This window comes from Flavobacterium psychrophilum DSM 3660 = ATCC 49418 (assembly GCF_002217405.1).
Classification (GTDB): Bacteria; Bacteroidota; Bacteroidia; order Flavobacteriales; family Flavobacteriaceae; genus Flavobacterium; species Flavobacterium psychrophilum.
Genome location: NZ_MUHE01000030.1, coordinates 136,799 through 159,484 on the forward strand (window position 1 = coordinate 136,799; position 22,686 = coordinate 159,484).

Annotated in this window: 22 protein-coding genes; 16 read left to right on the forward strand and 6 right to left on the reverse strand. The window is 33.0% G+C overall.

Translation table 11 applies throughout. The annotated features are described in order from the left end of the window. Positions 1-33 precede the first annotated feature (33 nt). The 14 genes from neuC (at position 34) to B0A57_RS08960 (ending at position 15,163) form a co-directional block, all read left to right on the forward strand. On the forward strand, positions 34-1,158 hold the full coding sequence (gene neuC / locus B0A57_RS08895) for a UDP-N-acetylglucosamine 2-epimerase (protein WP_011963387.1): 1,125 nt from the start codon (positions 34-36) through the stop codon (positions 1,156-1,158). A 263-nt stretch (positions 1,159-1,421) separates the two neighbouring features. Continuing rightward, entirely contained in the window at positions 1,422-2,729 is a 1,308-nt protein-coding gene (locus tag B0A57_RS08900) for a UDP-glycosyltransferase (RefSeq protein ID WP_316930243.1), read from the forward strand. Further along, on the forward strand, positions 2,722-3,282 hold the full coding sequence (locus B0A57_RS08905) for a serine O-acetyltransferase (protein ID WP_038467124.1): 561 nt from the start codon (positions 2,722-2,724) through the stop codon (positions 3,280-3,282). Before B0A57_RS08900 ends, B0A57_RS08905 begins: the two co-directional genes overlap by 8 nt. Position 3,283: 1 nt before the next feature. After that, complete coding sequence (locus B0A57_RS08910; protein WP_038466151.1) at positions 3,284-4,423, forward strand: glycosyltransferase family 4 protein; 1,140 nt, start codon at positions 3,284-3,286, stop codon at positions 4,421-4,423. After that, positions 4,420-5,967 carry a glycosyltransferase family 2 protein gene (locus tag B0A57_RS08915; RefSeq protein ID WP_038466154.1) on the forward strand — a complete coding sequence of 516 codons (1,548 nt, stop codon included), beginning with the start codon at positions 4,420-4,422 and terminating at the stop codon, positions 5,965-5,967. The genes B0A57_RS08910 and B0A57_RS08915 overlap by 4 nt, the downstream gene beginning before the upstream one ends. After that, positions 5,964-6,956: a glycosyltransferase family 2 protein gene (locus B0A57_RS08920; RefSeq protein WP_034099211.1), complete on the forward strand. Its 993-nt coding sequence runs from the start codon at positions 5,964-5,966 to the stop codon at positions 6,954-6,956. The genes B0A57_RS08915 and B0A57_RS08920 overlap by 4 nt, the downstream gene beginning before the upstream one ends. Before the next feature lies 1 nt (position 6,957). After that, on the forward strand, positions 6,958-7,764 hold the full coding sequence (locus B0A57_RS08925; RefSeq protein WP_011963381.1) for a class I SAM-dependent methyltransferase: 807 nt from the start codon (positions 6,958-6,960) through the stop codon (positions 7,762-7,764). 5 nt (positions 7,765-7,769) lie between these two features. Next, positions 7,770-8,324, forward strand: coding sequence for a serine O-acetyltransferase (locus tag B0A57_RS08930; RefSeq protein WP_034099252.1), 555 nt, complete (start codon positions 7,770-7,772; stop codon positions 8,322-8,324). Next, on the forward strand, positions 8,321-9,439 hold the full coding sequence (locus tag B0A57_RS08935) for a glycosyltransferase (protein WP_034099210.1): 1,119 nt from the start codon (positions 8,321-8,323) through the stop codon (positions 9,437-9,439). Before B0A57_RS08930 ends, B0A57_RS08935 begins: the two co-directional genes overlap by 4 nt. After that, a complete protein-coding gene (locus B0A57_RS08940; protein WP_034099208.1) occupies positions 9,436-10,515 on the forward strand; it encodes a glycosyltransferase in 1,080 nt (359 codons plus the stop codon). Before B0A57_RS08935 ends, B0A57_RS08940 begins: the two co-directional genes overlap by 4 nt. Continuing rightward, positions 10,505-11,857 (forward strand): O-antigen ligase family protein, encoded by a 1,353-nt coding sequence (locus tag B0A57_RS08945; RefSeq protein WP_034099206.1) that lies wholly within the window; start codon positions 10,505-10,507, stop codon positions 11,855-11,857. Before B0A57_RS08940 ends, B0A57_RS08945 begins: the two co-directional genes overlap by 11 nt. Positions 11,858-11,897: 40 nt before the next feature. Then, the gene (locus B0A57_RS08950) at positions 11,898-13,292 is read left to right on the forward strand and encodes an exopolysaccharide biosynthesis polyprenyl glycosylphosphotransferase (protein WP_011963376.1); all 1,395 of its coding nucleotides are present in this window, start codon (positions 11,898-11,900) and stop codon (positions 13,290-13,292) included. A gap of 59 nt (positions 13,293-13,351) precedes the next feature. Then, positions 13,352-14,257: an alpha/beta hydrolase family protein gene (locus B0A57_RS08955; protein WP_011963375.1), complete on the forward strand. Its 906-nt coding sequence runs from the start codon at positions 13,352-13,354 to the stop codon at positions 14,255-14,257. A 183-nt stretch (positions 14,258-14,440) separates the two neighbouring features. Further along, positions 14,441-15,163, forward strand: a complete 723-nt coding sequence (locus B0A57_RS08960; RefSeq protein ID WP_011963374.1) for a DUF4184 family protein — start codon at positions 14,441-14,443, stop codon at positions 15,161-15,163. Positions 15,164-15,285: 122 nt separating this feature from the next. On the opposite strand, the gene B0A57_RS08965 is transcribed toward B0A57_RS08960, so the two are convergent. Next, entirely contained in the window at positions 15,286-16,386 is a 1,101-nt protein-coding gene (locus tag B0A57_RS08965) for a lipoprotein N-acyltransferase Lnb domain-containing protein (protein WP_034099204.1), read from the reverse strand. A gap of 10 nt (positions 16,387-16,396) precedes the next feature. Then, entirely contained in the window at positions 16,397-17,473 is a 1,077-nt protein-coding gene (locus B0A57_RS08970) for a putative type IX sorting system protein PorV2 (RefSeq protein WP_011963372.1), read from the reverse strand. Between the two features lie 110 nt (positions 17,474-17,583). On the opposite strand from B0A57_RS08970, the gene B0A57_RS08975 reads away from it, so the two are divergent. Together B0A57_RS08975 and B0A57_RS08980 are read left to right on the forward strand one after the other, a co-directional pair. Then, complete coding sequence (locus B0A57_RS08975; protein ID WP_034099200.1) at positions 17,584-18,294, forward strand: CDP-alcohol phosphatidyltransferase family protein; 711 nt, start codon at positions 17,584-17,586, stop codon at positions 18,292-18,294. 7 nt (positions 18,295-18,301) lie between these two features. Continuing rightward, positions 18,302-19,117 carry a glycoside hydrolase family 25 protein gene (locus B0A57_RS08980; protein ID WP_011963370.1) on the forward strand — a complete coding sequence of 272 codons (816 nt, stop codon included), beginning with the start codon at positions 18,302-18,304 and terminating at the stop codon, positions 19,115-19,117. 616 nt (positions 19,118-19,733) lie between these two features. Here the strand turns inward: B0A57_RS08980 and lptB are convergent. The 4 genes from lptB to B0A57_RS09000 form a co-directional block, all read right to left on the reverse strand. After that, entirely contained in the window at positions 19,734-20,474 is a 741-nt protein-coding gene (gene lptB / locus B0A57_RS08985) for an LPS export ABC transporter ATP-binding protein (RefSeq protein WP_011963369.1), read from the reverse strand. Positions 20,475-20,558: 84 nt separating this feature from the next. After that, the gene (locus B0A57_RS08990) at positions 20,559-20,906 is read right to left on the reverse strand and encodes a carboxymuconolactone decarboxylase family protein (protein ID WP_011963368.1); all 348 of its coding nucleotides are present in this window, start codon (positions 20,904-20,906) and stop codon (positions 20,559-20,561) included. Then, the gene (gene tatC, locus B0A57_RS08995; protein ID WP_011963367.1) at positions 20,887-21,711 is read right to left on the reverse strand and encodes a twin-arginine translocase subunit TatC; all 825 of its coding nucleotides are present in this window, start codon (positions 21,709-21,711) and stop codon (positions 20,887-20,889) included. Before tatC ends, B0A57_RS08990 begins: the two co-directional genes overlap by 20 nt. Then, positions 21,711-22,676 carry a KpsF/GutQ family sugar-phosphate isomerase gene (locus B0A57_RS09000; RefSeq protein ID WP_034099197.1) on the reverse strand — a complete coding sequence of 322 codons (966 nt, stop codon included), beginning with the start codon at positions 22,674-22,676 and terminating at the stop codon, positions 21,711-21,713. Before B0A57_RS09000 ends, tatC begins: the two co-directional genes overlap by 1 nt. Positions 22,677-22,686 lie beyond the last annotated feature (10 nt).

Genomic DNA, 22,686 nt, shown 5'->3' on the forward strand with positions numbered 1-22,686 from the left:
TAGATTCATTTAAGGCAAAATACAAATAACAAAGTGAACAAAAAAATTCTATTTCTAACAGGAACTCGTGCCGATTTTGGTAAAATAAAATCCTTAATTCAAATCTTAGAAGCCCATCCCAACTTCGAACCCTATATTTTTGTAACAGGGATGCACCTTCAAGAAGAATATGGCTATACTTTTTTAGAAGTACAACGTTGCGGTTTTCGCAACATTCATACTTTTCAAAACCATACCCACGAAACCACGATGGATTTAACTTTGGCCAAAACCATCACAGGATTATCCGCCTATGTAAAAGATTGCCAACCAGACATGATTGTCATACATGGCGATAGAGTAGAAGCATTAGCGGGGGCAATTGTAGGTTCCTTAAACAATATTTTAGTGTCCCACATAGAAGGAGGCGAAGTTTCAGGAACAATCGATGAATTAATACGTCATGCTACCAGCAAAATGAGTCACATACATTTCGTATCTAATGACCAAGCCAAAAAAAGATTACTTCAAATGGGAGAACTACACGAATCTATCTTTATCATTGGTTCGCCCGATGTAGATATCATGTTTTCAAAAAGTTTGCCCGATTTACAAACCGCCAAAAAATATTACGAAATTACCTTCAATGATTATGCCGTGGTCATGTTTCATCCCGTAACAACAGAAGCCAAATATATAGCACAATATGCCAACGATTTTGTTCATGTTTTGCTAGCAGATACCCACAATTACGTAGTAGTTTTTCCCAACAACGATCTAGGAAGTCATGCCATTATACAAGCCTACGAAAAACTAAAAAACAACAAGCGTTTTAGAGTATTCCCTTCCTTGCGTTTCGAATATTTTTTAACCCTACTAAAAAACGCTCAATTTATTATAGGAAACAGTAGTGCCGGAATTCGAGAAGCACCTTATTACGGATTACCTATTATTAATATAGGAACCCGCCAACAAAACAGAGCAGCTCATACTCATATTATCAATGTAGATTACAACAAGTTGCATATCCAAGAAGCATTGTCTAGCATCGATTCTCACAAGGTACAGCCTTCTAAAAATGATTTCGGACAAGGAAATAGCGCAAAATTATTCTTAGCATCTCTAGAAAAAAATGACATTTGGCAAATAAATTACCAAAAACAATTTAACGATATATAATGGCCAACAACAAAGGATCACTAAATACTACCATAAACAGCTTTTTTAAATCTCATTATTTGGGCGTTACCACAAGGGTCGGGCTTTACGTTACAATCTTTTTGAGGCAAAAAAAGCCTCAAAAAGGATTTCCACTTCAATCCCTAACGCAAAACGCTATAAATAATAGAATTAAGCCCAAAGTATTTATATTATTGCCTGACGGTATAGGCTTGCGAAATTTTGCCTATTCCAATTTTTATGACATAGGCAGAAAAAAACAAATGAAGGTTGTTTTTTGGAACAGCACACCTTTTCTATTAGCAAATCTGGGTTTCGAGGAAATTAAAATAAATAAAACCAAAAACAATCCACTCACCGAGATTTATAAAAACGCAAAAACACAAGCAGAGCTAAATTGTAACATACACAAAGAAAAAGATACTGTGTATAATACTTATCGTTTTCCTTTCTCGTATCGTAATATAAAGGCAATCGCAAAAAGTGTAACCATAAGAACCCTAGCTTTTAGCAATAGTTCCTCAAAAGGATTACGGTTTTTACGAAGAAAGATGAAAAGCGAAGAGCGTAAAACAGATGCTTATAAACAAGCCATACAAACACTCCTTGCCGAGCAACCTGCTATGGTTTTTTGCACCAACCAGCGGCATATTTCCTCTATTGCACCATTACTAGCAGCGCAGGATTTAGGAATACCTACCGCTACCTTTATTTTTTCGTGGGACAATTTGCCTAAAGCCACACTGGTTGTAGAACCAGATTACTATTTTGTGTGGAGTAACCACATGAAATTAGAATTACTACAGTACTATCCAGATATAAAAGACGAACAAATTTTTATAACAGGAACCCCCCAATTCGAATCCCATTTCGATGCCAGTAGGTTATTACCCAGAACCACTTTTTTTAAAAATCACGGTCTTGATCTTGCTAAAAAATATATTTGTTATTCTGGCGACGATGTAACCACCAGTCCTGATGATGCTACTTATTTAGATGATGTGGCACAAGCTGTTGCAGCATTGAATGCCAAAGGAAATGCCATTGGGATTTTATTTCGCCGTTGCCCCGTCGATTTTTCAGACCGTTATGATGCGGTTATCAAAAAATACAAGGATATTATTGTCCCTGTTACCCCGCAATGGAAAAAAATAGGGGCAGACTGGAGTACCATTTTGCCTACTAATAACGATGTAACTTTACAAATGAATACCATTTATCACACAGAAATGGTTGTCAATTTGGGTTCTTCGATGGTTTTTGATTATGTTGCCCATAAAAAACCCTGCGCCTATATTAATTATGATATTCCAAAACCAAAGGATAAAAATTGGTCCGTAAAAAAAATATATAAATTTGTGCATTTCCGATCTATGCCTCATAAAAACGCAGTGGTTTGGCTCAATACTAAGCAAGAAATTGCTGCAAAATTAGAACAAACATTAGCAACAGCTGCAACAGTTCCTTGGGCACAAAAATGGTTCGAAAAAATTAACCAACACCCGCCTCAAGAAGCCTCGGAAAGAATCTGGAATGCCATCACAAAAATTATTCAAAATAAAAATGATTAAACAACTCCTACTATCAGACTACAAACGCTACGGAATAGATTCGGTTTCTTTTTTCGTACTCTGTAAAGTTTTTTTTATAATGCCAAACCCAGGATTAAAATTCATCACCATTTTTAGATTAACACAATATTTTAGAAAAAAAAACAGGCTCTTGTTTTATATTTTCTTTCTTTGGCTTCGTAAATTAAAAGTAAAATACGGCTTCGATATTTCTTATAGAACCCAAATAGGATCTGGTTTTTATATAGGTCATTTTGGTAATATAGTCATTCATGGCGATACAATTATAGGTAATAACTGTAACATTTCGCAAGGTATTACCATTGGCATTAGCAATTACGGTAAAGTGGGCGTTCCAAAAATTGGCGACAATGTTTTTATAGGGCCAGGGGCTTGTGTTTTTGGGGATATAGTCATTGGAAACAAAGTTACTATTGGCGCTAATACGGTTGTTACCGATGATATTCCCGACGGTTGTACTGTAATGGGTTCTAAAATGACCATTATTGCAAAAGATTTGTCCAATTTTTATATTCATAATCTTCAAAAATAACATGAAAATAGCATTTTTAACCTCAGAATATCCCCACCCAAAAACAAAAGGTTTTGGAGGTATTGCAACGAGTATCAAAAATTTAGCTTCTGGATTAGCCCAAGCAGGTTATACTCCTTCGGTATTAGTATATGGTCAGGATCAAGACGATTTTTTTGAGGACAATGGCGTGGCTGTTTATAAAATTAAAAACATTAAGGTAAAAGGTTTGTCTCTTTTTTTAACCCAAAGAAAAATAAGAATATTAATTGACGATTTGTATGCCAAAGGTATCATAGCCGTAGTTGAAGCACCAGATTGGACCGGTATAACGTCTTTTATTAAACCCAAAAAATGCCCCATTGTGATTAGAATGAATGGGAGTGACACTTATTTTTGTGCTATCGAAAAAAGACCCAGCAAATTTAAAAATCGATTTTTAGAAAGAAGGGCCTTGCAAAAAGCCAATGCTTTACTATCGGTAAGTGAATTTACGGCAAATTATACCCGAAAATTATTCGGTTTAACCCAAAAAATAACCATTATTCCCAATGGTATTGCCCTGGAAAATTTTACAAAAAAAGAGGAATCAATTACCCCAAATACGATTTTGTACTTCGGAACTTTAATACGAAAAAAAGGATGTTTAGAGATTCCGTATATTTTTAATGAAGTAGTTAAAACAAATCCATCTGCAAAATTATTACTCGTAGGAAGCGATACTTCCGATATCTCGACTGGGTCTAAATCTACTTGGGCATTAATGCAAGAAATGTTTTCTCCCAAAGCATTAGCGAACGTTACCTATTTGGGTAGAAAACCCTACCATGAAATAAGAAGTATAATACAAAATGCCCAAGTTTGTATTTTTCCATCCTATGCTGAAGCTTTGCCTGTTTCTTGGTTAGAAGCCATGGCGTTAGAAAAACCCATTGTAGCCTCAAATATTGGCTGGGCAAACGAGTTGATGACAAACGGGATTGAAGGTTTTTTAATTTATCCAACAGCGCATCAATCATGGGCTAATGCTATTAATATGCTTTTGTCTGATCCTATTTTAGCACAAAAATTAGGCAGTAATGCAAGAGATAAAGTAAAAAAACATTTTAGTAATGAGGTTCTGCTATCTAAAAATATAGATTTTTACAGTACAATATCATGATTATAATTTATTATAATAAGCAAGAAATTCTCGAAATATATCACGAGGATCTGCAGCAAAAAATAGCGGTTACAAGTAAAAACATGGCGCAATGTATTTGCGATTTGTCTTATTTGTTTGCTCATCAAATCATAGTTTGGTGTCATATTGATGCCAAGAAATATTTAAACGCATCTTCTATACCAGAACTATTTAATTTTCAAAATAAAATTATTTCCTACCATCCAAAGTATAATTATTTGCACAATGGTATTGGTTATGTCGATGAGAAATTATTTGTTGCCGTAAACAAACAGGTTACTTATCCCACTTGGATGATGAGCAGTTTTGTAGGGGTCATACCATCTGATTTGATTAAGCGTTTGAACGCCAAGGATTTTGTAAGTAATGATTTCGATTATTTTCTGACCTCTTTAGCTAAACTTTCGCAACCATTGGGTGTTTTTTGTTATTCGGAACCTCGATTGTTATTGTTGGATAGTGCTTTTGTTCCTTCCGTACAAAGTATGCCTTCAATAAAAAAAGTGTTTCAATTTGTAAAACAACATTATAAATTCCGTTGGGTATTGATGCTGTTTTTTAATTACTGTCTTTACGAAAGGAAAATTTACATCATCCCTTTTTTAAATACCGTGTTTTATAAAAAAAGAGAAATAAAAGGCTCGTTTTCTGAAGACAATACAGCAGTTCCTAAGCCCGTCAGCCCGGTTTTAAAAGACATAGATGTTTTAATTCCTACCATTGGCCGGAAACCTTTTTTATACGACGTGCTAAAAGATTTGTCCAAACAGACTATTTTGCCTAAAAATGTTATTATCATAGAGCAAAATCCTCTAGTAGGAAGCACATCTGAATTGGATTATTTACAAGATGAAAATTGGCCTTTTGCCATCAAGCATATTTTTACCCATCGGTCAGGGGCTTGTAATGCCCGAAACTTGGGTTTGAAAGAAATAAAAAGCGAATGGATATTCCTAGCCGACGATGATATTCGTTTTCAAGATTCTTTCTTTGAGGAAGTTTTTCAAAAAATAGCGTGTATAGGCGAAAAGGCTTATACCATTTCTTGTTTAAGAGCGGGCGAAAAAAAAGAATTTAAAATGCCAGTGCAATGGAATACTTTTGGTTCGGGTTGCAGTGTGGTTAAAAAAACCGAATTAGAAGGCATCAATTTCGATTTACGGTATGAGTTTGGTTTTGGCGAAGATGCCGATTTTGGCATGCAGTTGCGCAACAAAGGAACCGATGTTATTTACCTAGATTCACCAGAAATAACACACCTAAAAGCACCGGTTGGCGGCTTTAGAACCAAACATGTCTTTGACTGGGATGCCGATTTGGTTTTGCCTAAACCATCGCCAACCATAATGTTGTATAGGCTACAGTATAATACTAAAGAGCAGTTGCGGGGTTATAAAACAGTTTTGTTTGCCAAGTTTTATAAACACCAACAAAGTAAGAATCCCTTTCGTTTTGTTAAACAGATGAAAAAAAAATGGAATGCCAGTATTTTTTGGGCACAATATTTAATTAATAAAAAATGAAATTTACATTAATAGTTTGTACTTATATGCGTCCCGCACCTTTATTGCAATTGTTGCAATCGGTTCGTGCGCAGTCTTTATATCCTGATGAAATCCTGATTGTTGATGGTTCTAAAAATCATGACACCAGAAAAATGCTTCAAGAAAATTTGTTTTCAAACCTTCACTATTTTTTGGTCGATGATAAAGATCGCGGGCTTACCAAACAAAGAAATTTTGGAATTACTAAGGTAAATAATGCTACCGATGTGGTTTGTTTTTTAGATGATGATACGGTTTTAACGGCTAATTATTTTGAAGAAATCATGCAAACCTATGCCTTATATCCCAAAGCACTTGGGGTTGGCGGCTATATTGTAAACGAAAGCAAATTTACCTTTGTAGGGGAAAATTACACGCCCAATCTAAAAGAATTTTATTACGATGGCTGGAAAATAAAAGACGGTACCCGTTTTATATTGCGAAAATTATTAAAATTAGATAGCGATCAGCCACCGGGGTATTCCTCAAATTATTCGCATGGTCGCAGTGTAGGATTTTTGCCACCGTCAGGTAAAATATATCCCGTAGAGCAACTCATGGGTGGTGTTTCGTCTTTTAAGAAAAAAGTATTTGAAAAACTACAATTCTCTACTTATTTTGAAGGGTATGGTTTGTATGAAGATGCCGATTTTACCATAAGGGTTTCTAAAACAGGACCGTTATACTTAAATACGGCTGCAAAATTGAACCATTACCATAACGAAGCGGGAAGACCTAATAAATATACTTATGGAAAAATGGTGGTGCGAAACGGCTGGTATGTTTGGCGGGTAAAAAATCCTAACCCCAAATTTATACACCAATGGAAATGGAATTGTATCACAATCGTGTTAACTCTCATCAGATTTAGTAATACATTTACAACGGCTAAGCACAAAGAAGCATTTACCGAAGCGCTTGGTCGAACCGTAGGATGGTTCAGTTTATTTTTTAATAAGCCAAGATAAGATGAAAACAACCCAAGAAATATTAGAAACCAACAAAAAGCAAGCCGCATTTTATAACAATGTAAAGCAAAATTATATCACTAAACTTTGGTCTAAATTTAGAGGAGGCGTTCTAAATAAGATTAGAAAAAACATAGGAGTTCATGATCAGGCTTATAATTTACACAAAGTATGGTTTGACGATCTGGCTACTAAAAAAGTATTGGATCTAGGTTGTTTTGAAGGCAATTATCTTTCGTTGTATCTTGCTGAACAAGCAAAAGAATATATAGGGATCGATTTAAGCGATGTGGCTATTGCCAAATTAAACGAAAGATTAAAGCCTTTTCCCAATGCAAAAGCCTTGGCTGTCGATTTTTTATCGGATGATTTTACAGAAAGAGATTTCGATTTAGTATATGCTTATGGTGTCTTGCATCATTTTCCGAATACCGATATTCTGATTAATAGGCTAAACGAAATTATGGCTAAAAAGGCTAATATTATTAGTTATGACCCGCTAGAAACCAGTTGGCCAGTAAAGTTGGTTCGGGTTTTATACAGACCTTTTCAATCTGATGCCGCATGGGAATGGCCTTTTACCAAAAAAACAGTATATAAATATAAAGCAGCCTTTAATATTCTTGAAAGAAGAGGGATTTTAGGAAAATCGAAATGGGTTTATCTGGTTAATATCCTACCACTTTCGGATGCTAAAAAACAAGCAATAGGAAAAAAATGGCACCAACAAGATTGGGAAAATTCGGCAGTTTCTAATAGTGCTTTATTCCGTTGTATGCATATTACAATGAAAATGGAAAAAAAATAAGGTTTATGAATACGATACGTCTTGTTATTTCGGATTATAAAAAGTTTAAAAAGTATGGCGGAAATTTTATTACTATTCTTTTTTTTACACAAGGTTTTTGGGCTGTTTTACAGCACAGAATAGCCTATGTTATTTATACTAATTTTCACCTTCCAATACTTAGACAACTCTTATTATTGTTGTGTTTGTGTTGGCAGAAAACAATCGAAATCACTACTGGAATTTCTATTCCTGCTTCGGTAAGAATAGGGCATTCTTTTTACATAGGACATTTTGGAGGCATTATTATCAATGCCAATGTCATTATGGGCAATAATTGTAATATTTCGCAAGGGGTAACTATTGGGATTTCAGGATTAGAAGATAAAAGAGGTGTCCCCGTTATTGGTAATAATGTGTATATTGGTGTAAATTCGGTTGTAGCAGGAAAAATTACTATCGGCAATAATGTTCTAATTGGTGCTTGTTCATTAGTTACTCATCATGTTACGGAAAACGCAGTAGTACTGGGTGTTCCTGCGGTTAAGATCTCCAATAAAAGTTCTAAAGGGTATATATGAAACTAGTAGTTATTTCTAATGCCCCTATAATTAAAAAGCATGATCAGAGGTTTGCTTACAGTCCTTATGTTAAAGAAATGGCTGTTTGGGCTAAGTATGCTGATGAGGTTGCTTTTTGTTGTCCAGAATGGAAAAACGAAAAGGGATTGCTTATTTCTGAAATTCCTTTTTCAGTCAGTAAAAATTTTTTGCTTTCTGATTTTAACATTACAACTATCGGTGGTACTTTTAAAGCTTTTTTTCAAATAATATATAATTGCTACATCATTTTTAGAGCTATGTTTTGGGCAGACCACATTCATTTGCGCTGTCCAGGAAATGTAGGTTTGTTAGGTGCAGTAGTTCAAATATTTTTTCCTCACAAAATTAAAACAGCAAAATATGCGGGCAATTGGGATCCAAAAGCAAAGCAACCATTAAGTTATCGTTTGCAAAAATACATTCTGAGTAATACCTTTTTAACTCGTAAAATGCAAGTTTTGGTTTATGGCACGTGGGAAGGCAGTACAAAAAACATCAAACCTTTTTTTACCGCAAGTTATAAGGAGAGTGACAAGCAATCTGTTTTGCCTAGAAGCCTAAAAGGAATTGTCAAAATGGTATTTGTAGGAACATTGTCTTCGGGTAAAAGACCTTTATACGCTATTCAACTGGTAGAGGAATTACAAAAAAAAGGATTTTCTGTGCAATTATCTATTTTTGGGGAAGGTGAGGAGCGAAAAACGTTAGAAGCCTATATTTTAAACAAAAAATTATCTCAAAGTGTCATTCTTAACGGAAACCAAAATTCCGAAGTCGTACAAAAAAACTATCAAGAAAGTCATTTTGTACTGCTTGCTTCCCAAAGTGAAGGTTGGCCTAAAGTAATTGCCGAAGGGATGTTTTGGGGTTGTGTACCGCTAGCAACAGCTATTTCCTGCGTTCCTTTTATGCTCGATTTTGGGAATAGAGGTGTCTTGTTAGCAGTCGATTTAGAAAATGATGCTAAAGACATTCAGGATTTAATTCAACAAGAACAAAGGTTTCAAAAAATGTCTTTAAACGCAATAGAATGGTCCAGAGAATATACTCTAGACAAGTTTGAACAAGAAATCAAATTACTTTTACACGCATGAGGGTTTTACAAATCATAGATTCATTAAATGCTGGCGGAGCAGAGCGTATGGCAGTAAATTACGCTAATGCCTTAGCCGATAAAATTGAATTTAGTGGTATTGTCGTGACTCGCAAGGATGGGATTCTGAAAAAACAATTGGGCAATAACGTTCCGTTTTTTTTTATAAATAAAACAAAAACAGTTGATTTTGATGCCATACGAAGCTTAAAAAACATTGTTATTGAAAATAAGATCGATATTATTCACGCACATGGCACTTCTTTTTTTACTGCTTTTTTGTTGAAAATGACATGTTATCACATAAAAATCGTTTTCCACGAGCATAACGGAGACCGATCTAACCAATCGTTTTTTAAGAATATACCACTGTTTGTAAGTTTGTTTTTCTTTAATAAGGTTTTGGTTGTAAACAAGCAAATTGAAAAATGGTTTCATAAAAAGGGAATCAAAAACACCTCTTATTTTCCCAATTTCGCCAGTTTAGAATCTTTTAATTTTGAAACCACAAAATTAGAAGGAGAAACAGGAAAACGGATAATTTGTTTGGCTAATTTAAAAAATCCTAAAAACCATCAGGTGTTGCTTAAAGCATTTGCGGTCTTAAGCTTAAAAAAAGAGGATTGGTCGCTGCATTTTGTAGGCGAAAATTACCAAGACGAATATTCGCAAAAAATTACTAAGTTAGCCAAGGCGTTAGGTATTGCCGAATCTGTTTTTTTGTATGGTGCAAAATCAGACATCGCTAACATCCTATCGCAAGCAACTATCGGCGTTTTATGTTCTACTTACGAGGGATTTCCAGTTGCATTGCTAGAATACGGATTGGCAAAACTTCCTGTAATTTCTTCCAATGTAGGATTTTGTTCGGAAGTGATTCTTCATAAGAAAACAGGATTGTTATTTAATCCGATGCATTTGCAAGAATTAGTATTGCAATTGGGAAACTTAAAAGATGATTTTAACTTGAGGGGTTATTTATCAGAAGAATTAAATAATTTAGTAGTGTCAAATTTTAGTAAAGAAACAATTATTGCAAATCTAATTATTATATACAATAGTATTAATGAAAAGTAAGAACTTAAGCTATACGACCATTATATTGCTCCATATTGGGTTGGGTATTTTAATTTATATGGCTTCAAAATTATCTATTCCATACGGATTGGCCATATTGTCTGTAGGACTGCTTACCATTTTAAAAACCCAGAATACTAAAAACCAAGTCTTGTATTTTTGTGCTTATATAGTAGGTAGCGAAGTGATTTTGAGAATGACAGGAGGGTCTTTGTCTTATGAGATAGGTAAATATTCGGTTATTTTATTTATGCTTATGGGGATTTATTTTTCTGGGTTTTCTAAAAATTCTTTTCTCTATTGGATTTTTTTAATACTTCTTCTTCCTGGGGTTTTATTGGCAACAGTAACACTTAAATTAGATACCGATATTCAAAAATCGATAGCATTTAATATCTCTGGACCTGTGTGTTTGGGTATTTCTGCGTTGTATTGTTACCAGCGAAAAATTACTTTAAAAGAATTAGACAATATACTATTTTGTATGCTTTGTCCAATTATTACAACCGTAACCTATATGTTTTTATATACCCCCAGTGTTAAAAAAATAATAACAAGTACCCAATCTAATTTTGAAACCTCAGGAGGGTTTGGTCCCAATCAAGTATCTACCATAGTTGGTTTGGGTGTTTTTATCATGTTTAGTCGATTAGTGTTTCATTCAAAAAACAAACAAATTATTGTATTAAATACGACATTGTTGTTAATCATGGCTTTTCGAGGAATAATTACTTTTTCGAGAGGAGGAATGCTTTCTAGTGCAGTAATGATCGCATTACTTTTGTTAATTTTGTTTTTTGTAACCCAAAGAGCAGCAAAAATAAAGTTGCTTTGGATGGTCGTTTTTTCGTTTGTTGCTTTTTTAATAATCTGGAGTTATAGTTCGAGTCAAACAAATGGTTTGATCGCAAAACGCTATGCTAATGAAGACGCATCAGGTAGGGTAAAAAGCACACTACTTTCTGGTCGAGAAGAGATTATTGGAAGTGAATTTGATATGTTTTTGGCCAATCCAATATTTGGAATAGGCGTAGGAAAAGGGCGAGAAAACAGGTTGGAATCTACAGGAGAATCAATAGCTTCTCACAATGAAATTTCTAGAATGTTAGCAGAACATGGCTCTTTAGGTGCTTTAGGTATTGTAATTTTGTTTGTTACGCCATTGGTTTTATACACAAACAATAGGCGTCATATTTATTTGCTTTCGTTCTTCGCTTTTTGGATATTAACAATAAACCATGCCGCGATGCGTTTAGCAGCTCCAGCATTTGTATATGCCTTGTCATTATTGCATATTTACAGTATTGAAGACCAAAAAAAACTAAATGAAAATATCGAATAAAAATAGATATATTTTTAGATATTTGTAAAAACCTGCTATGATGAATGTTAAAACTAAAATACATTTCGAAATGTCTGAAAGAAAAATTCTTCTTCGGTTCTTTGATGTAGTTTCAGTTTTGGGTTTATTAGATTTGCTAGGAATTGTTTTCGATTTTTATTATTTTAAAATCTCAGAAACCAATTTCTATTGGACTATTATTTTATCGGTATATCTTTTGTTTTTTGGTTCTGTTTTTGAGATGTATAATCTGCAAGTGGCAAGCAACCAGTTTCAAATTACAAAAAGTATTTTGTTAGTAACCTTTTCGACAGTATTATTGTATTTACTAACACCAATTATTACTCCAGCACTCCCAGAGAATCGTTTTCAAATACTACTTTTTTTTAGTTCTATTTTAGTCTCATTATTTCTTTGGCGAATAATTTATGTGCGATTTTTTGCCTCAACAAGATTTGGTAAAAAAGCAATTTTAATTTGTAATAAATCAGAATTAGAAGAACTAGTTAAGGGCTTGCAAAGCGTAGATCCTCATTATAAAATAGAAGGTTATATAAATTCTGACACAAAAGATTTAAAAGAATTTGATAGTAATTATCTAACCCTTATTAATCTAGATACTATTGAAGATTTTATTATAAAAAAAGGAATTTCAGAAATTGTTATTGCATCACAAAAAACAGAAGGTATTACAGTCGAATTGTATAGTAAACTTATGAAATTGCTCGAAAATGGTTTTGTAATACGAGAATATACCCAAGTTTACGAAAGCATAACCCAACGAATTCCTGTGCAATATTTAGCTCGAGATTTTTATAAATACTTTCCCTTTTCAAGAAGTAATCATAACAAGTTATACCTAATTATAGTAAGGGTTTTAAGTGTTTTAACTTCAGTTTTTGGGCTTTTAATAGGTCTTTCAATGTTGCCTTTTGTCTTATTAGGCAATCTCTTAGGCAATCGGGGACCATTGTTTTATACACAAGACAGAGTAGGTAAAAACGGAAAAATATTTAAAATTTACAAATTTCGTTCTATGATTATTAATGCCGAATCTTCTGGAGCTGTTTTCGCTACGGCAAACGATTCTAGGATAACCCCCTTTGGTAAATTTTTAAGAAAGACTAGGATAGATGAGGTGCCTCAGTTTATAAACGTGATTAAAGGCGATATGTCGGTCATTGGGCCAAGACCAGAAAGACCTTTTTTTGTGAAAGAAATTGCTCAAATTATGCCCTTTTATGAAACCCGTCATGTCCTGAAACCAGGAGTTACAGGCTGGGCACAAGTAAATTATTCGTACGGAGAAACTATTGCTGATAGTTTGATAAAACTACAATATGATTTGTATTATATTAAGCACCGAAGCATTTACCTTGATCTGAATATTATGGTAAAAACAATAAGTACCGTACTCTTTTATAAAGGGCAATAGTATAAAAGAACTTAAAAAAAAAGGACAAGTAAGAAGAAACATAAAAGGCAAACAATTTAATGAAAAAAACATATTTAATCTTCTTCTTTTTATATCTAGGTAATATTTATTCGCAGAATGGCAAAATAATTTCAAGAACAATTGTAGACTTGTCTAAAACGCCTATTTGGGGAAAAATAGCTATAAATGACTCTTTAAGAGAGGAATATAAATACTTAAACAAATTAAATTTTTATTTCATTAAATATCAAAGTGATGAATTAGAAGTTAACGGAATATTGTTAGAACCAAAAAAACAGGGTAAATACCCAGTTGTAATTTTTAATCGAGGTGGAAATAGAGCGTTTGGAAGATTAAATGTAGGTACAATGATACTATTTACATCAAAATTAGCAGCAGAAGGTTATGTAATAATTGGAAGTGATTTTAGAGAAAAAGATGAATTTGGTGGTTCTGAAATTAACGACGTTTTGAATTTAACAGAAACTATCAAAGAAGTTGAAAAAGCCAATTCTAACAATATTGGAATGTTTGGCTGGTCAAGAGGCGGAATAATGACTTATCTTGCATTGGGAAAATCAGACAAAATAAAAAGTGCAATTATTGGAAATAGTCCAACAAATTTATTTGAGTTAATAAAAGACAGACCAGAAATGGAAACTCAAGTAATTGCACAATGTGTACCAAATTATTTTAACAACAAAGAGATAGCATTAAAGAATCGTTCCGTCGTATTTTGGGCAGATAAATTGAATAAAAAAAGTAGTTTACTAATCTTGTGTGGGAAAAACGATGAAAGAGTTAATCCAAAACAAGCAGATGAAATAGCAGAAAAGTTAACCAAAATAAAATATAATTTTGAATTAAGAAAATTTGAAACAGACCATTCATTTACAGGAAAAGAAAATGAATTAAATGAAGTTGTAATTAAATGGTTTAACGATAAACTAAAAAATAGCGACTAACAAGCGTTTGGTAACATGGCGGGTTTAAGGTTAAATTTAAAAAGGGTTTTGTACACATTTTATTCCTTGCCGTATTTTGCGTTTGGGATTGAAGCCAAAATCATTAATCAGCCGCTTCTGCAAGCCTCAAAACAGTAGGCGGTGATTGCAAAGACGACACAAAAAAAAAACACAGACAAAAAAATGCCATTTACATTTTCACATCCAGCAATCATATTACCATTACGGTATTTGCCAAGACAATGGTTCTCATTAACAGGACTTATAATAGGTAGTTTAACACCTGACTTCGAATATTTTTTGAGAATGAGAATTAAAAGTAATTACAGCCATACCATAGGCGGACTTTTTTGCTTCGACTTGTTGCTTGGTCTGTTACTCGCATTTATATTTCACAATGTAGTTCGTGATAGCTTATTTGACAACTTGCCAAAATTTTTAAAATCAAGATTTTCAATTTTTAAGCAGTTTAATTGGAACAGATATTTCAAAGAAAAAGGGCTAGTGGTAATGATTTCTATTTTAATAGGAGCAGCTTCTCATATTTTTTGGGATAGTTTTACTCACTACAACGGTTATTTCGTGCAGAAAATCCCAGCGCTACAAAACTCAGTAGGCTTTCTTGGCAGTCAAATTCCAATCTCGAAAATATTGCAACATTCTTCAACTTTACTAGGAGGACTTGTGGTTACTTTTACTATTTACAAATTGCCAACAAACAAAGTAGAATCCGAAAGCATAAATTTCAGATATTGGACAATATTACTAGGGCTAACTTTGATAATTATTGTAGCAAGGTTTTTAAGCGGACTTACCCTAAAACAATACGGAAGTCTAATAGTAACAGTGTTTTCTGCAGGGCTAATTTCATTAATATTAACACCTTGGCTAATTAATAGGAAATAAAAACTACGCAACCACCAATGCGGGATTTGCAATAGGGCAAAAGCTATAATTAATAGCATTAAATTAAAAACACTAACTTCGGTTGCAAAGCATTGCTACGATTAGATTAAAAAAGTATAATTTTATTTTTTAATTTTCATTCTTAAAAGTAATACAAACGTTGCAATTATGATTGGTAAAACAATTATAAAATGAATTTTACCAAACATATAAATACAATAACTTCCTAAGCATAACAAGCAGAGTAAGCTCGTTTTTTTAATCCATTTTGTGTTGTTTTTAATGATAAAAAACACAAGAAATAAGAATAACGGATTAAGTAAAAGAATATTGTAATTCCAAAATAATTCTTTGTGAAAAGAATAAATACTCATAAAAGAAAATAATAATCCTATTAGTCCTAAAACAGAAAAATAAATAATATTCGTTGCTTTTTTGTTTAAAACCACGAAAAGTAATAAAATAATTATTAATGAATAAATGCTGTCTAAATAAGAAACAGGCGTGGTTCTATTGGCTTCAAAAATAGTATTTGTTTCAGAGACTAGCGGTTCGTTCTTGTATGAAATGGTTTTTAAATTATCAAATAAATCTAACGGAAGAAAAATAGTGGTAGCTTGGTTGTCTGCTTTTTGTCCGAAAATTATATTGATCCCCAATTGCTCATAAAAATGATTCTTGGCATAAGGAAATAATACTTCTCTATAAGTAGTATGATTTCTATTTTTTTTAGCAATTGGTTTGTTTTCTAAAACTTCATTTACAATATCTATTACTTTTGTCGTACAATTTCTATCGATAAATTTGTAGGTATAAAAGGTGTTTTCGGGTAAAAGAGAAGCGTTTAATTTGTTAAATAGACTTTGTTTTTCTAAAAAAGAGAAGTTTAAAACTTGCTCGTAAATAGAACGATTGTCTTCTCTGTAATTGTATTCGAAATCTGCATAAGGGTAAGCTGCGGCATAATATTGTAAATTTCCTTTTGCAAATTTTGCTACGAAATTTTCGGTAGCAAAATCGAACATTCCGTAATTGTAAACCAAATCGAAATTTGATTTGTAATCTTGAATTCTCAAGGCAGTATGACCATATAAAGAATGCACTTCGTCTGCAACTCCTACGGTGATAATACTAACTTTAGTGCTTTCAGAAATAGTCAATTGCTGACAATAACTTATCGAAAATTGTATAAGAGATAATAGGAGTAGTATTTTTTTTGTCATCGAAATAAATTTATCTAAAAATACTTAAATCAACTTTCAGCGAAAACACATTCGAATACAAGGCGGCACTTTGGTTTGCTAAATCAGTCAGTGCATAATCGATAGCAATCCCTTTATACTGAAATCCGACCCCAAAATTGGGCTGAAATCCTATTTTTTTGCTTCCGTCTATTTGTTGTATTTTCTGAAAATTACCAAATCCAGCCCTCAGGAAAGCCAAGTTGTTGTACCCATATTCGAACCCCAAAGCAGGATCGATACTCGCAAAACGGGTAGCAATTATATCGTTTGTTTGTTGAAATTGCATATTCAAATTTGCCGATGCTAATAAACTTGTTTCGTTATGAAATTCGTATTTTTTAGCTACACCAAACTGTACTTTAGGTATAGTAATTTCTGTGCTTTCTGGCAAATCCTGATTTTGAAGTGGGTTTATTGTTTGTGCGTTTTTTATTTTTTTAAACTCCTTTTCATTAATATTCCAAATATTGTAAGTAGTGGTAATGTCTCGAACCATAAGTCCTATTTGCCAATTGTTTTTCTCGAATTGCAGTCCTAAATCGAAACCAAATCCCCATGAGCTGGCAAAATTTCCAATAATTCTGCGAATTACTTTTGCATTTGCACCATATTGAAAACCTTGTACAGGCAATTTTCGGGCATAAGAAAAGGTAAAACCATAATCTGCTGCCGAAAATAAGCTAATTCTGTTGTAATCTATGTTTCCACTAGCATCAATTAGTTCGGTTGTGTTTAAAATGTTATCAACCCCAAAACGTAATATAGATGCACCCCAAGCACTACGGTCATCTATTTTTTTTGCGTAAGCGGCATAATCATATTGTGCAATATTGGCAAAGTAATTTGCGTGCATCAAAGCAGCTTCGCTGTCTTTAATTTTTAGCAAACCTGTGGGGTTCCAGTAGCCAGAGTTTACATCGCTGGTATGTGCCACCATAGAATTTGCCATACCAAAAGCACGAGCATCTACACCAATATTCATGAATTCGTTCGAATATTTGCGAATCGTTTGCGCTTTTGTAAAGCTAAATATGATTAAAAATATAAAAAGTATAAATTTTTTCAAAGGAAAATTAATTTGTACAAAGATTAAATAAAAATCTGATATAATAAACGCATCGATGTATAAACTTATTGTGCTAAATTTGCGGCATAGATAATTAAATTTTTTCAATGATGAATATAAAAAAACACATTCCTAATATTATTACTTTATTAAATCTTTTTTGTGGCTGTATCGCTTTGGTATTTGCCGTTGATATGAATTTTGAAATGGCATTCTTTTTTGTTTCGTTGGGTATCTTCTTAGATTTTTTTGACGGCTTTTTTGCCCGATTATTTAAAGTTTCTAGCCCTTTAGGATTGCAATTAGATTCTCTTGCAGATATGGTAACTAGTGGGGTTGTACCTGGTTTTGTAATGTTTTGTTTACTCGCTAGTTCTCAGAACCAAATTTACGGATATACGATTTTGCCTTATTTAGGGTTTATAATTACTTTGGGTTCTTGTTATCGTTTGGCAAATTTTAATATAGATACCCGCCAAACAGATTCATTTATAGGATTGCCAACCCCCGCCAATGCTTTGTTTATTTTAAGCCTGCCTTTGGTTTTGTTAGATTCAAACAACGAATTTATTACTAATGCGCTTCAAAATCATTGGGTTCTCATTGCCATTTCTGTGGCAAGTGCTTATATTATGAACGCAGAAATTCCCTTATTCTCATTAAAAATTAAAGATTTTACTTTTAAGAAAAACGCCTTGCAAATTTTATTCTTGGCTTCTTCTGTGTTATTATTGCTGGTTTTTAGGTATTTAGGAATTGCTATGGTTATTGTTTTTTATGTCTTGCTTTCGGTTGTGAATAATTTGATTAATAAAAAATAAGAGATTAATGGCTGTACGGAAATCAGTAAAGTCTAAAAAACAAAAATCATTCTCTAGCAGCAATACGTTTTACGGATGCTTTTTTATTGCCTTTTTATTGCTTTTTTTATACAGTCAGCGAAATATTTTGGCGTATTATTTAGGTTTTAAAACGGATAAAATTATTTTAGAAACCAGGACAGCATCTCTCGATAAAGTATTAGATGCCCATATCGAAAAATCTTTTGGTATCGATATTTCCGAGTACCAAGACAAAATAAATTGGGATCATCTAAAAGAGATAAATGGTGGTTTTCCTATCGAATTTGTTTTTGTTCGAGCCACTGTGGGTAATGATAGGCGAGATTATAAATTTAAAAAATACTGGGAAAAGGCTAAAGAGAACAAATTTATTTGTGGTGCTTACCATTATTATCGTCCCAACGAAAATTCGATCGAGCAAGCTAATAATTTTATTAAAAATGTAAGACTTCGCAAAGGAGATTTTCCTCCAGTTTTAGATATAGAGAAGCTACCTAGAGCACAATCTATCGAACGGCTAAAAGTTGGTTTGCAACGTTGGCTCGATGTGGTTGAAGAACATTATGGTGTAAAACCAATTATTTACAGTAGTGAGAGTTATTATAACGATTTTCTAAAAGAAGATTTTTCAGATTATCCTTTTTGGATAGCCAATTACACTGCTTTTTATAAAGAAATTAGTTCTGACTGGTCTATGTGGCAAGTAACCGAAAACGGAAAAGTAAAAGGAATAAAAGGTTGTGTCGATGTGAATATTTACAACGGAAATTCGGTAAATTTAAAGGAATTATTGATACATTAATTATGGTAAAGCAAATTGTTTATTTCGGTTTTTAGTTTCGTTATAAGCATTATCATAAGCTAGAGTTGCTAATTTCGTAATTCAATAGTTGCTTTTGCATGACTTGTTTTTGTTTCAAATAGACTATCATATTTTATAATTCTATTTGATGCTTCTTCTATAATTTTAAGATTTCTTTCGAGAACTCTTTTTCTTATGAAATTTTTTCGGTATTCAAAAAAAAAACTATTTTTTCATCATTAAAATAACTTTCAATTTTATCTGTTGAAACTTTTTCATCAAAAAATCTATTTTAGAATTCGTTTATCTATAAATTAATTATTTTATTGAACAAATCAAATAAGAATTTTTTAGGGTTTGTTCTTCTACTAGGTTTGTTTCAAACAGATAATTTTCTAGAGGATATGTTTCGCACAAAGGCTAAATGTTTTTTGTTTAAAAAGTATATAATAAGTATTTATAACCTAATTTTGTTAGGTTTGAAGGAATTGTTGCTAAGACAAATTTTGTCTTATATGTGTTTTTGTTACAATGCCAAGAAGAGAAATTAGCCACGAATTTAATATGTTTTTACAGGTTTTCACTGATTGAAAAATTAATTGCATTTGCCGTTTTGTTAAAACTCTAATTTCTTTCTTCTTAACTCAAAGTTTTGGCCTAAATATACTCTTCTTACCATTTCGTCTTCTACTAATTCTTCGGGAACTCCGGCTTTTAGTATTCTACCTTCAAACATCAAATACGTTTTATCGGTAATGGCAAGTGTTTCTTGTACGTTGTGGTCGGTAATTAGAATTCCGATATTTTTATTTTTAAGTTTGGCTACAATTCTCTGAATGTCTTCTACTGCAACAGGATCTACTCCTGCAAAAGGCTCGTCTAAGAGGATAAATTTAGGGTCGGTTGCTAAACAACGTGCAATTTCAGTACGACGGCGTTCGCCACCAGATAGCAAATCGCCACGATTGGTGCGAATGTGTTGTAGGCTAAATTCATCAATTAGCGATTCCATCTTAGCTTCTTGCGCTGCTTTAGATAGTTTGGTGAGTTGCAAAACACTTAAAATGTTATCTTCAATACTTAATTTTCTGAAAACAGAAGCTTCTTGTGCTAAATATCCAATACCATTTTGTGCACGTTTGTACATAGGGAAGCTAGTAATATTCATGTCGTCTAGATAAATATTTCCAGAATTTGGTTTTACTAAGCCTACAACCATATAAAAAGAAGTGGTTTTTCCAGCTCCATTGGGTCCTAATAAACCTACGATTTCTCCTTGGTTAACTTCTACCGAAATACCTTTTACAACACTTCTTCCTTTATAGGTTTTTACTAAATTTTCTGCTCTTAATATCATTCTTTATGGTTATTTGTTGATTTGGTTATTTGTTTATTCGGTAAATTAACGAATAAACAAATAACCAAATCAACACATTAACAATTATTTAGTTTCTTCTAATGCTTCCCAAAATTCGTAGGCACGGCGCAAATGAGGAATTACGATGGTTCCGCCTACTAAAGTGGCAACACTCATGGTTTCCATCATTTCTTCTTTGGTAACCCCTAATTTGTAGGCTGTTTCGAGATGGTATTTAATGCAGTCATCGCATCGCAAAACTGCCGATGCTACTAATCCCAAAAGCTCTTTTGTGCGAACATCGAGTGCGCCTTCAGCATAAGTATTGGTATCGAGATTAAAAATTCTTTTGATGACTTTATTGTTGTCAGCTAATAATTTTTCGTTCATTTTAGAACGATAATCGTTAAATTCAGTTACTAAGTTGCTCATGTTTTTGTTTTCGTTTGTATACTATTGATGATATGATGACACTTATTTCAAAAATTAGTAGCATCGGTATGGCTACAATTGTTTGGCTTACTACATCTGGTGGTGTAACGATAGCCGCTACGATGAGTACAATTATGATGGCATATTTTCTGTATGTTCTTAAAAAAGTTGGAGAAACTAAACCTAATTTTGTTAAGAAATAAATAATGATTGGTAGTTCAAAAAATAAGCCGCTGGCTAAAACAGATGTTTTTACCATTCCTATATAAGAATCTAAAGTAAATTGATTTTTTACAATATCACTCACGGTAAATGTGGCTACGAAATTAACAGACATTGGGATAACTACAAAATATCCAAAAAGTACCCCTATAAAGAATAATAAAGAAGAAACAAATATAAATAATTTGGCGTTTTTTCTTTCTTTTTCATACAATGCAGGACTAATAAACTTCCATATTTCCCATAATATATAAGGAAAACTTAAAATAAATCCAGCCAAAAGGCACATCCAGACAAATATATTTACTTGTCCTTCCATTTCTGTATTTTGTATGATAAACGGCAATTCGGTAATGCAAATACTGTCTGCAAAGCCTAGATAGTGAGATAAATCACAAAAAAAGCGATAAGTAAAAAAAGTAGCCCTTGTTGGTCCAAATATAATGGTGTCGAATAAGTAATCACTTATAAAGTAAGTAATAAAAGCCATAATTATTATAGCAATTGTACTGCGCACTAATAGCCATCTTAGTTCTTCAAGATGGTCTAGAAAAGACATTTCGCTCAGGTTTTTCTTTGTCATTATACTATCCCTTCTTTTAAAATGTCGTGTAAATGTAAAACCCCAGTATATTCTCCTTGGTTTTCTACGACTAATTGTGTGATGGCAAAATCTTCTAAAATATTAAAAGCATCAACAACCATTGCAGAATATTGTATGGTTTTTGGGTTTTTAGTCATAATATCTTTGGCAGTAAGATGCGAAAAAGTATCATTATTATTTAGCATTCTTCTTATATCCCCATCGGTAATAATTCCAATAATTTTCTTGTTTTCTACCACGGCAGTAACGCCCAAACGTTTTTCTGAAATTTCGAAAATCACATTTTTAATAGATGAATCTGGAGAAACCGTTGGCTTATGGCTCATATCTAGCATATCGCTCACACGGAGTAATAATTTTTTACCCAAAGCGCCACCTGGATGGTATTTTGCAAAATCTTCACTTTTGAAGTTTTTCATCTCCATTAAGCAAACGCCAAGCGCATCGCCCATAACAAGCTGTGCAGTAGTACTATTTGTAGGAGCAAGGTTTATAGGACAAGATTCGGCATCGACCGTAGTATTTAAAACAAAATTAGATTCTTTTGCTAAAAACGAAGTCATGTTTCCAGTAATTGCAATTAGGATGTTGCCAAAACGCTTCAAAATAGGAATTAAAGCTTTTATTTCAGGACTATTACCACTTTTTGAAATACAAATAACTATATCCCCTGGTTGAACCATGCCTAAATCGCCATGAATTGCTTCGGCAGCATGCAAAAATACGCTTGGTGTTCCGGTCGAATTGTATGTTGCTACCATTTTTTGAGCAATAATAGCGCTTTTTCCTATTCCAGTAACGACTAATCTTCCTTTAGATTGGTATATGATTTCTACAGCTTTTGCAAAATCATCTGTAAGGTAATCTACTAGTTTAGTGATTGATAGGCTTTCGGAAAGCATCGTTTTTTTTGCCGAAGCCAGTATGTTTTCTTTTGATATCAAAACAGAATAT